Genomic DNA, 13,174 nt, shown 5'->3' with positions numbered 1-13,174 from the left:
GTAAAAGGACGTTGTCTTGTCCCCGCTTCGGCAGCCCGGCCGCCAGGGCGGCTTTTGCGGCACACCCAGGCCCGAGGCTTTGCGTCCCACCCTTTCGGATGGTTTGCCTTTTCGGTTAAGGGATCAAAACCCTACCTAGACCAAATCTAAAGCCGGTTGGTCTCAATGTCAATATTTCAATAATATTTGAATGTTAGAGGCTACTTTCAGAAGCGCTCGGCGGGATCACTCGGTTTTTTTCTCTTCCAGGCCGTTGTCGGGGCCGGAAAGCGCCTTGAGGCTGCCGAGGGCCTTCTGTGCGTTCGAATGTATAAGATCGAGCTCCTCTTCGCAGGAGACGATCTCGGCGTCTATTCTTTCGATACCCTCGCATTTTTCACGCGCGATGTCTACGCTTATCTGCCCCTTGTGTTTATACGACCTGTAGATGGTATTTCCCATGTCGAGCACCGCACTCCGGCGCCTGGTATTGAGCTCTCTGATTTTATTTTTTATTTTGAGCGTATCATAGGCTTCCCTGGACCTTATATTAACGATCCTGAGCCCCTTCGAAATACCGCCCCTGACTACATCGAACATGCCTTTCGTATCGGAAGCATCCAATTGTGCCAAACCTCCATTCGCTGGTCTCTTTTGGAACCCCGCCCGTGTCCCGACAAACATAATACTCGAATATCCGGCCGGGTTAAACGGCAAGAAGGGAGGAAATTACCGCGCCGCGCCGGAGACGCCGATAGACCGAATTAAATCGTTTGACTGGAGGGAGAGATAGGATACCATTTTCTGGATGGACTTTTCACGGTCCGGCGTAAGGTAGCGAAGAAGCTTTGGGGATAAAATCATACTTGAAGACACAGGATATCCGCAAGAATTCGGATCACGATTATTCCTGAATCCACCCGCTTTAATCACGCACTGTCCAGACGGAGGAAAAAGATGAGCGTCCCAGAGTGTAATTTCGGCCAGAGAAGCGCCCGGGCATTCGCACGGCATAGGATTCTGCCGCTTTTGCTCGTATGCATGGCCGCACTGTTGTTACTTAACCCCCTTTCCGCCGGAGCCGCGGAGAAAATTCTTTCCCTTTCAATGGGGGACGAAAAGAAACCGCTTTCGGAATGGGAGATAGAGGGGCTGAAAAGAGCCCTTTCGGACCCTGACGAGAAGGTAAGGGAGAAGGCCGTCTCCGAGCTTGCGGAAACGGGCAACCCCGACGACATTCCCGGACTCGACGCACTTCTCACGGACAAGAACCCGGCGATGAGGAAAGCCGCCCTCGGCGCAGTCGGCAAAATGGGCGCTTCTTCGGCGAAGTTCGCCCCGGGGGTCATAGAGAATCTTAAGGAAAACGGAGACAAGTCCCTCAGATACCCGGCGGTCACGGCGCTTGCCGGAATAGGCAAGCTCGAGCGCGGCCAGATACCCGTAATAATAAAACTCCTTGACGACAAGGACGGCCTCGTCAGGGCCAAGGCTATCCAGATACTTTCCCGGAACCGCGAGTATGCGGATATGATCACCCCCGCCGCACTCGACATGATGCGGGGGGAAAGCCCGGAAGAAAAAGTCACGGGCATGAGCGTTCTCGGAAAGATGGGACCCGATGGCGTTAAGCACTCGGCGGAAATAGCCAAAATGCTTAACAACGAAAATCCCTCCGTAAGAGCGGGGGCGGCTGCGGCGCTCGGCGACCTCGGCCCGTCGTCGAAGCAATACGCAGGGGAGATAGCCAAGCTCTTCAAAGACAAGAACTCGAATACGGTTCTTCAGGCTTTAAAGGCGCTCGGAAGAATCGGCGACCTCAGCGATGAGCAGACGATGCAGGTTGCCGGGTTCCTCGAATCCAGGAATTCGAACTTACGCGGATCCGCCGTCAGAGCGCTCGGGTCGATAGGAAAGGCAAAGAGCGGCACGGCGGGCCTCGTAGCCAGATACCTCCGGAGCACCAACCCGCAGACCAGGGTCAGCACGATAACGGCTCTTGGCGGTATGGGGAGGAACGCCCGGGAGTACGCGCCGAATATAGCCGGGCTTCTGAAGGACGACTCCCCGATGGTCAGGCTTACGGCCATCAAGACCCTGGGGGATATGGGAGATGCAGGAAAGAGCGAGGCCGGGCAGATAAAGAAGCTTATCACGGACAAGAACACAGCGGTAAGCAGAGAAGCACTGTCCACGCTCAGCCGTATGGGCGTGCCCCTCGGGGACTCGGCGGGCGTGATAGTAGGCATGCTGAAGAGCCAGGATAGAAAATCACAGGTGACCGCCGCGACGGTGCTCGCCGGAATGGGAGACGAGCTCGGCGGACAGGCGCCCGAGCTGATAGCCCTCCTGAAAGCCAGAAACCCCAAGCAGAGAAGCACTGTCCTGTATATCTTCAGCGAAATGGGCGCGCCGTCGAGAAAATACGCCCCGCAGGTTGCGGAGCTTTTGAACGACCCGAATCCCGCCATAAGGATTATCGGGCTGAAAGCGCTCGGCGGCATGGGGAAGTTCGCGGACGGAGAAACCGGGAAGATGCTCGAACGTCTTAAGGACGAAGACGCACAGGTCAGGGCCGAGGCCGCGAGCGCCCTCGGAAAGACGGGCTCCGGCTCGAAAGAGCTCCTGGATACGCTTTCCGGGCTGCTGAAAGACGAATCGGCGCAGATCAGGCTCGCCGCCGTCGGAGCGATGGCCCGTCTGAGCGGCCATCCGAAGATAAGGGCCGAGAGAATAGCGCCGATGCTGGAAGACGAAAAACCGGAAGTTCGCAACCTGGCGGCAGTGGCTCTCGGTGAAATAGGCCCGGACGCCGCCTCGCAGGCCCCGCGTCTCGCGTCCTACATAGAGAGCCTCGACGACGCCAACCGCACCGAAATAACGCCCCTGACCATTGCCCTCGAATCCCTGGGCAGCATGGGCCATGCCGCCTCGGGCGAGGCCGTGGTCGCGGCCCGCGCGCTTTATGCGAACAAGGACTACGTGAGGATGACGGCGAGAAAAGCACTCCGCGAAACGGGACCGTTCTCCCCAGATCTGATCCCTATCATACTCGGGGCGACTTATTCCGAGACCAAGGCGGCCGCGGATACGAGGCTCCTCGTTTATTTCGCAGAACCCCCGTCGGTTTCCGGGCAGGCAGCCATAAAATGGGCCGGCATCGGGGGCGGGAAGATACCGGCCGATATGGACAGAACCGATGCGGGCGAGGTGCTCGGCGTTTATCTTTCAAGCTGGGACCTCACCTCGGGCAACCAGAAGGCGAGGGAAGCCTTTGTCGAGCAAATCGCGGCCGTGGTCGAAGCTGGCGAATGGACGAAGGAAGATCTGCCACTTCTGAAAAAGGCCCGGGAGGCGCTTGCCTCGGGACGGTTCGAGAGCCAGGCGAACGCAGTCAACGAGAAAATAGGCAAGGTGCAGGGGTAGAAACCGAGACCTCGTAAATCCACCGGGCGGCGCCGGACTCTCGATTAATCCTGTTTTCAGGTATCCTTACCCGGCTCTGCGGCCTCGGCGGGCAAAGAGGCCGGAAGAACCATTCAGCGACGAAGCAGGAGAAGCCCTTCCAGGGTTAACGGGTAGTTCTTATGTTCGGTAAAAAGATATTCTACGGCTGGTATATAGTCGCGGCCTCTCTCCTGATAATCATTTTAGACGGGATGCTGCTTTACTCTTTCGGGGTATTCCTCCCCTATCTGAACGACGACTTCGGGCTCTCGCGCGCCACGGGCTCGTCTATTTTCTCCTTCAGGTCACTCGTGCAGGCCCCGGCCTTCATACTCGCCGGAAGGCTCATAGACAAATTCGACCCGAGGGCGGTCGTCCTCGGCGGAGGATCGATAGCCGCGCTCGGAATGATATTCGCGGGGCTGGCGGTCACGAGCTGGCAGCTCTATCTATCTTACGGCCTTATGGTAGGAGTCGGGGACGCCGTGCTTTACATAACCTGCGTCGCGCTCGTAAGCAGATGGTTCGTCCGGAAGCGGCCGCTGGCTATCGGGATCATAACGACCGGGGTTCCCCTGAGCGGGCTCATAACGAACCCCCTTACCGCATGGCTGATAAACGATTTCGGCGTGAGAAACGCCCTCTTCGCCCTGGGCGGGCTGATGTTCACGGTGCTGATGGCGAGCTTCGTGTTAAGGTCGCGCCCCGAAGACGTGAACCTCCTCCCCTACGGCATGAAGCCCGGGAATTCGGCGGAGGATATCGAAAGGGGCGCAGGCGCGGGCGCACCGAAAAAGGACTGGAGGGTGAGGGAAGCGCTTTCGACGCCGACATACTGGGTGATGTACTCGATGTATTTCCTCGGCTTTACGACGTTCCTCATAATCGTGACGCAGTTCTACAACTACATGATAGACATAGGCGTACCGGCCATAGCCGCTGCCGGGCCGCCGGCGGCGATAGGGCTCGGGAGCATCATCGGGAGGACCGTGCTTTCGTCGCTCCTGGCCGAAGTGCTCGAATTCAGGAAGGTGATACTCATATGCTTCCTGGCGCAGGGGAGCTCTATAATCCTCCTCCTGACGATCGACCATATATGGGCGTACTATCTCTTCGGATTCATATTCGGATTCTTCTACAGCGCGTGGGTGCCCATATTCCCTACCCTCCTCGGGAGATTCTACGGGCTCGGCACGCTCGGAACCATATACGGCATATTCGGAACGTCGTATTCCATCGCCGCCATAGGCGGGCCTATACTCGCGGGCTACATCCACGACGTCCTCGGGAGCTACCACTACCCGTTCATATTCACGATATTCTGCTGCTACCTCGCGGCGGCCGGAGGGTTTATAATCAAGACGCCGAGTCATAAAACGGAGACCGCGTAGAAACGCGGCGGCGGAGGGAACGGCCGGATGAGCGGATACCTAGAGCGTCTTACGGGAAATTCCGGCAAAAGGCTACTGAAGGAGCTTTCCTGGTGGCTGTTCGGGGAATTTTCCGGCGGGGGAAAACCGGGTGACGGCCTTGCCGCGATCATGAGGAGATTCCCGGACTTCGGCGAGAGGGAGCTCTTCCAGTCGGTATGGAGCTCGGAGCCCGCGGGGGGAGAGGCCGCCGCGGGAAAGAGACTCGCGGCTTCGTTCCTCGCGCATGCGTTCGTGCTTTCGCGGAGCGCCAGGGTAGAAGACGGCATCCAAGGCGTCATGTCGGGGGCGTTCTCGTCCGGCGGGAAGACATTTTCGTTAAAGTCACTCCACGGGGAGCTCGTAAGGCAGCCGAAGCGGGGCGAAAGGGAGCTCGCCGCGGCGGCGGCGAAGCCCTCGCTCGGAAAGCTGAACGCCCTCCTTAGAAAGAAGCTCGATACAATTACGGAAGCCGCCCAGGCCCTCGGGTTCGGGGATTACGGAGAGCTCGCCGAAAAGACGGCGGGCCCCGGTGCGGGCGGCGAGGGAGCGGCGAGGGGGTTTCTTTCCGATACCGAGTACGCTTCGAGGGACCTTCTCGCGTGGTTCCTGTCCAGGAGAATGGAGCTCAAGCTCCCTCGGGCCGAGGAGCACGACCTCGCCTTTTTCTTTAACTCGGGCGAGCTCAAGGGCTATTTCGGAACGCGCGACATGCTCTCTTTCTCGCGGCCGATACTGGACGCCCCGGGGATTGCGCCGGAAGGCGGAATCACGTACGACGGCGAGAGGAAACCCGGCAAGATTTCGGACGGTTTTTCCGTGCCGCTCGACCCTCCCTTGAGGGCGGGACTCTCCATATATACCGTCGGCTCCATACGGGACTACGAGCATTTCCTGGGATCGCTGGGGCGGATGCTTTCCTGCATGTTCACCGAGCGCGAGGATTACGCGGAATTCAGGTGGCTCAGGGACGCCGTGGTGGAATCCGTCTTCGATTCGCTCTTCAGGAACCTCGTGCACGAGCCGAAGTGGCTCGCGAAATATCTGAGAGTAGACGAGGGCGGCGACTTCAGGAGGCTTCTCGGACTGAGGCGGCTTATGTCGGCGAGGCGCGTCGCGGGGCTTTCGATCTACGAGGCGGACCTCCTCAAAAACAGCGAAACCGAATCCATGCCCGAACATTACGGGCGGATAATGAGCGCGGCGCTACACTGCAGGATAGATGTCGGCGGATACCTCGGGCCGCTGACCATGCCGGTTCGGCCTTCATCCGTCTTTCGGGGCGCCGCGGCGGCCCCGGCGCTGTCGAGTTATCTGAAGGAGAGATTCGACGAGGAGTGGTGGAGGGTGCCAGGGGCAGGAGAATTCCTCAAGGGACTATGGCGGGATGGCGGAAGGATGACGTTCGAGTCACTATCGGCGAAGACGGTAGAACTTCCCCGGGGCGGAGAATATCTTCGCCGGGTAATAGAAGAAGAGATCGATTGAGCCTGCCGCGCCCGTACAGGCGCGGCGAATTCCGTGAATGAACCCTGCTTCAGGGTTCGGATTCAGGGGTTGAGAACGACCTTCCCGAATTGGCTCCTGTCTTCGAGGAGCTTCTGCGCGGCGGCGGCTTCGGACAGCGGGAAACGCTTGTCTATCACCGGCCTGAGCCTCCCGAGAGATACGAGGTTAATGACGTTTATGAGGTTACTCCGGGGGGCGTTGAAGACTGTTACGCCGAGGACGGAAAGGTCCCTTACGATTACGGGGCCGAAGTTAAACGTCGTCTGGCCGCCTCCCACAACGCCTACGAGAAGAATCCTTCCCTTCATCCTGAGCGACTTGAGGTTGTTCTCCCATATTGACGCGCCTATCTGGTCGAATATGACATCGACGCCCTTCCCTTCCGTAATCTTCTTCACCTCTTCGGCGAAGTCATGCGTGTTGTAGTTGACGGTCGCGTCTGCGCCGAGCTTCTTTACCTTCTCGAGCTTCTCGTCGCTCCCGGCCGTGGCGATTACGAACGCGCCGCCCTCCTTGGCTATCTGGACGGCCGCGCTCCCCGTGCCGCTGCCCGCCGCGTGAACGAGAACGGTTTCGCCCTTTTGCATGTTGCCCCTGTCGAAGAGGCCGTACCACGCCGTGACGTAGCATATCGGCAGCGTGGCCGCGTCGTCGTACGAGACTTCGTCCGGAATCGGAACGGCGTTCACAGCGGGGACCTTTACGTATTCGGCGAACCCGCCGTAGAAGTTGACGCCGACGACCATAGGCCCCTTGGGGGTCTTCACAGTCGGGTCGATTACGACCTTGGCCCCGGGTTTTATGTCGGTGACGTTCTTGCCGACAGCCTCTACGTCGCCGGCTATGTCGACGCCGCCGATGTGGGGGAGGTCCACGGGCCGGGGGGATTTACCGGACCTTATCCTGAGGTCGAGGTGATTCAGGGCAGCCGCCTTCACGCGCACCAGAACCTCGTCGTCTCCGATTACCGGGTCGGGTACGTCCTCGTATTTTAGAACTTCGACTTCTCCGAATTCGTGAAAACGGATTGCCTTCATATGCGCCACCTCTCATTTCTGTATTTTCGGTTACCCGTTCATTTTACAACATTCGTTAAAAAACTGTAGTGAATCGGAGATCCGGCATCCCGCAGGACACGGAAAAAGCAGCGGAAAACACGCCCGCGGCGGCGCGCCGGAGCGGTCTCCCTCCCCTTATACGCCCCCGCGGATTTATTGAACATGCGGGGCTAATAGGGTAGCCTTTCACGTTACAGGAGAAGGCATGTTTACACCCAGCGAAGGAGCCCACGGACCGTGTTCGGCATAGGAACCAGCGAGATATTGATAATCCTGGTCATAGCGCTCCTCGTACTCGGCCCGAAGGAAATCCCCAAGATAGCAAGGACGCTCGGGAGAGGCATGCGCGAGCTCGAAAGGGCAAAGAACGAGCTCAAAAGCTCCATAGAGTTCGAGATAAACGAAGAAGACGCAAAGCAGGAGCTCGCGAAAAGAGAGGCCCAAACAGAAGAAGCCGAAGCGGCCGGCGATGGGGCGCCTCTCGATAACCCCACGAGCAACTCGCGCGTCTGATCCTCAGAAAGCCTGACCTATGCTGATGAAGAACTGCACCCTTCTTATTCCCGGCTCGGGATTGAGCGCATAGCCGACGTCGAATCTTATGGGGCCTATGATCGTATCGTATCTGAGCCCCACGCCGGGCGCGTATTTCAGCCTCGAAAGATCGTATTCCCACTCGTCGGAATAGACGTTTCCATAATCCAGGAACACGACGCCCCCGAACTCGCCGTACAGCGGGAACCTCGCCTCGAAGCTCCCGACGAGCAGGGAATTGCCGCCGAGCGGATCGCCGCCCTGGCTGAGCGGGCCCAGTTTCTGGAACGGAAAACCTCTCATGCTCGTGCTGCCGCCGGCGAAAAACCTCTTGAATATAGGTATGTCGAACGTGCCCGTCGAGCCGAAGGGCTGTATGACGCCGACGGTCAAGCGCGAGGCCAGGATGATTCGCATGAGCCGTTTGTAGCCCCTGAGCTCGACCGTGCCCTTAAAGTAGTTGACGTCCGAGAACAGCGCCCGGAAGGACGATTCGAGGCCGCCCGCGATGACGAACCCGCGCGTCGGGTTGAGGATGTTGTCCGTCGTGTCCATCTCGAGACCGGAGTTAAAATACGTCAGGAAGAAGTTCTCGCGGCTTTTCTCCTCGGGCGTACGGCGTGCGCTTTTTTGAACCCGGGAGAGCTGCACGTTGAACGAGCCGAAGGCGGAGTAGTATTCGCGAAAGTCCTTCTGCACTTCGGCGGTTGTGAGAAAGCTCTCGCCCTCGAAGCTCGGAACGTCGTCCCTCTGGAAGTTGAGTGACCCGGTGAGCTGCGAATCCCTGCCCAGTATGTAGGGCTGAAGGACGCTCGTCTCGAGCCTCTGGGTTATGAAGGAGAACTTGCCCGCGACCTCGAGCCTCCTTCCCCCGCCGAAGAAATTCCTCTTCGTCCAGATGGCCTGGGCCCTGAGCTTGTCCTCGGTGCCGAACCCGACGCCGAACTTGACCGAGCCCTGCTTTCTCTCCTTGACGGTTATTCTTATGTCGGCGACGTGGTCTTCTTCGTTGTATACCGGGTCGATGACGACGGACCTGAAGAGCCCGAGCTGGAAGATGTTGGCCTGGGTTTCGTTTATCTTCTGGAGCGAGTAGATGTCGCCCTTTTTGAAGGTGGCCTCCCTGGATATGACGTAGCTCTCGACCTCGGCGTTGCCCATGACCGTGACCGAACCGAACGTATAAACGGGCCCGGGTTTGACCACGAACTTCGCCCTGGCCCATTTCTCTTTCCTGTTTACGAGCGCCTCGCCCTCGACGACCGCCTTGGGATGCCCTTCGTTGGAGAGTATCTCTTCTATGGCGCCCTTGGTCTGCTGGTAGCCGACCGGGGAGAATGTTTTGTCCACCTTGAGCGGGACCGCCTTATCGATGTCTTTTTTGACCTCGTCGGTAAGGTCGCCCTCGTAACCGATGCTGAGCTCGGTGAGAATCACGGGCTCGCCTTCCTTGATGTTGATCGTTATTTCCACCCTGGTGTGGTCGTCGTTGTACTTGAGCTCGTAAGTGGCCTCGGCGTCGTAGTAGCCGTGGCTCGCGTAGAGACGCTTTATCCTCACCATGTCGTCGATGAGGACCTCTTCGTTAAACTCGGGCTTTTTGACCCAGAACCTTATCGACGGAGATTCGGTGCCTATGCTCTGCTCTATGTCCTGCTTGGATACGGCTTTCGCTCCCTTGATCTTGACCTTCGATATGCGTACCGCGACTTCTTCGGGCTGGGTTTCGGAAGCCTCGCTGTCATCGCCTGTTTTTTCGGCTGCGAAGGCGGGATGACGGATATCGTGTAGAAGGGTCAGATATAAAATCAGAAGGAGTATTAAATTGACTTTATTCATCTGGAAGACAAGGCTGCGTTATTCAGACTGCTTACGAAACTACGTTTCAATCCCGCGGGGCGTGATAATTATGCATGATAATACCACAAATTAACATCCGAATATGAGTTAAAATATCGCGGAAGTAATAATGTTTTCGGCGCTGCGGGGGTTGACAATAACCTCCGTGTGTCTTTATAATGGCTATGTCTGGCGTGGCTTGTCGTTCTAAACTTCACTCACTCGTAAAAACATGAAAAACCTAGGCGGCCTCTTCAATCCAAGCTCTCCACAAATGGAAGTATTGGCTGGCCTGACCTATTATACGATAGCCATTTCGGTAGTCATCCTCGGCATCATAGTGATCGCCGTCGCCTACATCATAATAAGGTTCAGGAAAAAGTCCGGAGAGGAGGGCGAGCCTTACCAGGATTTCGGCAGTCTCAAGCTCGAAATCACGTGGACGCTGATACCCGTAGCGATAGTAGCCGTCCTCTTTTTACTCACGTGCTCGACGATGAGGGCCGTCGATCCGCCGAGCGCCGACAGGGAACCCGACATTATCATAATAGGGCACCAGTGGTGGTGGGAGATAGTCTACCCCGAATCCGGTGTCATAACGGCGAACGAGGTTCACCTCCCCGCGGGGAGGCAGCTCCTGGCGAGGCTGGAATCGATCGACGTCATACACGATTTCTGGGTGCCCGAGCTCGGAAGGAAGATAGACCTCGTCCCGGGGCATCCGAATTATATGTGGATAGTCGCGGGAGAGCCCGGGGTTTATCTCGGGGCGTGCGCCGAGTTCTGCGGGGCGCAGCACGCGAACATGCGCATACGGGTGATCGCCCAGACGGAGGAGGAATTCTCCGGGTGGCTCAGCGAGCAGGCGCGTATACCCGAAACGCCTTCCGCCGGAATCGCAGCCGATGGGGCGAAGCTATTCCAGGAGGTCGCCTGCATGAATTGTCACACGATAGCGGGCACCCCCGCCGCGGCGCGCGTGGGGCCGAGCCTCACGTATCTCGCGACGCGCGATACGATAGGCGCGGGCGTTTTGACCAACACGCCGGACAACCTCGCCAAGTGGCTCAAGAATCCGGCGAAGTACAAGCCGGGATCGCTGATGCCGAACATGAAGCTTACAGACGAGCAGGTGAATGCAATAGTCGCATACCTGGAGGCGCTGGATGAGTAGCAGAATACCGATCGTGCCGGAAAGTACGGAGCCCCTGCCGGGGCTCGGCGAGAACACCGGGCTCCTAAGCTGGGTCGCGTCCATCGACCACAAGCAGATCGGCATCATGTACCTGATAGGCACGCTGATTTACTTCGTCATAGGCGGCCTCGAAGCGCTGATGATAAGGGCCCAGCTGGCAAAGCCCGGAAGCGGGCTGCTCTCGCCCGAGATGTATAACCAGCTCTTCACGATGCACGGAACGACGATGATATTTTTCGTCGTCATGCCGTTCCTCATAGGCGTAGGCGTTTATCTCGTGCCGCTCATGATCGGGGCGCGGGACATGGCGTTCCCGAGGCTTAACGCGCTCAGCTTCTGGCTGTTCGCCTTCGGCGGCATACTCCTTTATTACAGCTTCTTCACACAGAGCGGAGCGCCCGACGTCGGGTGGTTCGCGTACGCCCCGCTAAGCGAAAAGCCGTTTTCGCTCAACAACGGGCCTACGTACTGGGCGCTCGGACTTCTCGTATCCGGCATCGGCTCGCTCATATCCGGCCTCAACAACGTCGTAACCATACTGACGATGCGCACGCCGGGGATGACGATGCGGCGGCTGCCGCTGTTCGTGTGGATGATACTGGTGACGTCGCTACTTCTCGTATTCGTAATGCCCATCATCACCTCCGCTTTCGCGATGCTCCTCCTCGACCGTCTTTTGGGTGCGACGTTCTTCACCCCGTCCTTCGGCGGCTCGGCGATACTCTGGCAGCACTTTTTCTGGGGGTTCGGGCACCCCGAGGTTTACATACTCATACTCCCGGCGTTCGGAATAATATCGGAGGTCATTCCGGTCTTTTCGAGAAAGCCGATATACGGCTACGAGTTCGTGGCGGCCTCGACGGTGGCGATAGGGCTCTTAAGCCTCGGCGTCTGGGCGCACCACATGTTCGCCGTCGGCCTCGGGAACGTAGCCAACGCCTATTTCTCCCTCGCCAGCATGCTCATCGCCATACCTACGGGCATAAAGGTGCTCAACTGGGTGGCGACGATGTGGGGCGGGAGGATAAACTTCGCCGTGCCAATGCTGTTCGCGACGGCCTTTATAATAGAGTTCGTCATAGGCGGGCTTTCGGGCGTGGCCATAGCGTCGGTGCCGATAGACTGGGTCGTCACGGACAGCTACTTCATAGTCGCCCACTTCCACTACACGATATTCGGCGGCTCTCTATTCGCGATATTCGCGGGGGTTTACTATTGGTTCCCGAAATTCACCGGGCGTATGATGTCGGAGACATTAGGCAAGTGGCACTTCTGGCTTACAGTGGTCGGGTTTAACATGACCTTTTTCATCCAGCATTTCCTCGGCGTAATGGGGATGCCGCGAAGAACCTATACGTATCACGATTTGCCCTACTGGGGGTCGATGAACCTCATATCGACCATAGGCGCTTTCATAATCGCCGCCTCGGTCCTGGTTTTCATATGGAACATCATAGTCAGCTTGAGGAAAGGCGAGCCCGCCGGGGACAACCCCTGGAAGGCGTGGACGCTCGAATGGGCCACCACCTCGCCCCCCCCTGTATATAACTTCAAGCTGGTCCCGCCGGTAAGGGGCAGGAGGCCGCTCTGGGACCTCGCGCACCCCGACTCGCCGGACGAGCCCAACGCGAAGATAGTGACGGAGGGACCAAATGGCTAACAACCGGATGATAATAAAGTTCTTCATCGCGTCGGAGTCGATCTTCTTCCTGATGCTCATTCTGGCATACGTCAACTTTCACAATTCCGTCACCACCGGCCCGGACGCGAGAAACAGCCTCGACCCCTACGTAACGGGAATATTCAGCATATTCCTGCTCGCCAGCAGCTTTACGGTATGGCTTGCCGGGAAGAGCCTTAAGAACAGGAATCGCTCGGGGCTGAAGTTCTGGCTTTTCGCGACGATAGTGCTGGGCGCGGTATTCATATTCGGGCAGGCGCGCGAGTGGTTCGGGCTCTTCGGGCGCGGCATAACTATAAGCAGTAACGTATTCGGCTCGACGTTTTTCACACTTACCGGATTCCACGGGTTTCACGTGTGCGTCGGGCTCATAATGCTCTCGATACTCCTCGGCCTCACGCTCGCGGGGGATTTCGAGGGCCCGAAATCGGACGCCGTCGAATGCGTTTCATTATACTGGCACTTCGTGGACGGCGTATGGATAGTGGTTTTTTCGGTCATATATCTCTGGGCGTTTTTATGA

General features: G+C 57.8%; 10 protein-coding genes and 1 riboswitch. Of the genes, 7 read left to right on the top strand and 3 right to left on the bottom strand.

The genetic code is table 11. The annotated features are described in order from the left end of the window. Positions 1 to 26: 26 nt before the first annotated feature. A riboswitch (cyclic di-GMP riboswitch) is annotated at positions 27 to 118 on the bottom strand. A gap of 107 nt (positions 119 to 225) precedes the next feature. Next, positions 226 to 603 (bottom strand): hypothetical protein, encoded by a 378-nt coding sequence (locus tag PKC29_04085; GenBank protein HML94593.1) that lies wholly within the window; start codon positions 601 to 603, stop codon positions 226 to 228. Positions 604 to 936: 333 nt separating this feature from the next. Between PKC29_04085 and PKC29_04080 the strand changes: the two genes are divergently transcribed. The 3 genes from PKC29_04080 to PKC29_04070 all read left to right on the top strand — a co-directional run bounded on the left by PKC29_04080 (position 937) and on the right by PKC29_04070 (position 6,323). After that, a complete protein-coding gene (locus tag PKC29_04080; protein ID HML94592.1) occupies positions 937 to 3,405 on the top strand; it encodes a HEAT repeat domain-containing protein in 2,469 nt (822 codons plus the stop codon). Positions 3,406 to 3,566: 161 nt separating this feature from the next. Further along, the gene (locus PKC29_04075) at positions 3,567 to 4,817 is read left to right on the top strand and encodes an MFS transporter (GenBank protein HML94591.1); all 1,251 of its coding nucleotides are present in this window, start codon (positions 3,567 to 3,569) and stop codon (positions 4,815 to 4,817) included. 27 nt (positions 4,818 to 4,844) lie between these two features. Beyond that, complete coding sequence (locus PKC29_04070) at positions 4,845 to 6,323, top strand: hypothetical protein (protein HML94590.1); 1,479 nt, start codon at positions 4,845 to 4,847, stop codon at positions 6,321 to 6,323. 62 nt (positions 6,324 to 6,385) lie between these two features. On the opposite strand, the gene PKC29_04065 is transcribed toward PKC29_04070, so the two are convergent. After that, positions 6,386 to 7,381: a zinc-binding dehydrogenase gene (locus tag PKC29_04065; protein HML94589.1), complete on the bottom strand. Its 996-nt coding sequence runs from the start codon at positions 7,379 to 7,381 to the stop codon at positions 6,386 to 6,388. 258 nt (positions 7,382 to 7,639) lie between these two features. Between PKC29_04065 and tatB the strand changes: the two genes are divergently transcribed. Beyond that, a complete protein-coding gene (gene tatB, locus PKC29_04060) occupies positions 7,640 to 7,915 on the top strand; it encodes a Sec-independent protein translocase protein TatB (protein HML94588.1) in 276 nt (91 codons plus the stop codon). Positions 7,916 to 7,918: 3 nt separating this feature from the next. On the opposite strand, the gene bamA is transcribed toward tatB, so the two are convergent. After that, entirely contained in the window at positions 7,919 to 9,775 is a 1,857-nt protein-coding gene (gene bamA / locus PKC29_04055) for an outer membrane protein assembly factor BamA (protein ID HML94587.1), read from the bottom strand. Positions 9,776 to 10,007: 232 nt separating this feature from the next. Between bamA and coxB the strand changes: the two genes are divergently transcribed. From coxB to PKC29_04040, 3 genes are read left to right on the top strand one after another with little or no spacing between them, the layout of a single operon-like run. Further along, on the top strand, positions 10,008 to 10,949 hold the full coding sequence (gene coxB, locus PKC29_04050) for a cytochrome c oxidase subunit II (protein ID HML94586.1): 942 nt from the start codon (positions 10,008 to 10,010) through the stop codon (positions 10,947 to 10,949). Then, entirely contained in the window at positions 10,942 to 12,630 is a 1,689-nt protein-coding gene (gene ctaD / locus PKC29_04045) for a cytochrome c oxidase subunit I (protein ID HML94585.1), read from the top strand. The genes coxB and ctaD overlap by 8 nt, the downstream gene beginning before the upstream one ends. Beyond that, positions 12,623 to 13,174 (top strand): cytochrome c oxidase subunit 3, encoded by a 552-nt coding sequence (locus PKC29_04040; GenBank protein HML94584.1) that lies wholly within the window; start codon positions 12,623 to 12,625, stop codon positions 13,172 to 13,174. Before ctaD ends, PKC29_04040 begins: the two co-directional genes overlap by 8 nt.

The organism is Thermodesulfobacteriota bacterium (assembly GCA_035325995.1).
Lineage (GTDB): Bacteria > Desulfobacterota_D > UBA1144 > Nemesobacterales > UBA2774 > JADLGH01.
This window is presented reverse-complemented; position numbering and strand designations above follow the sequence as displayed.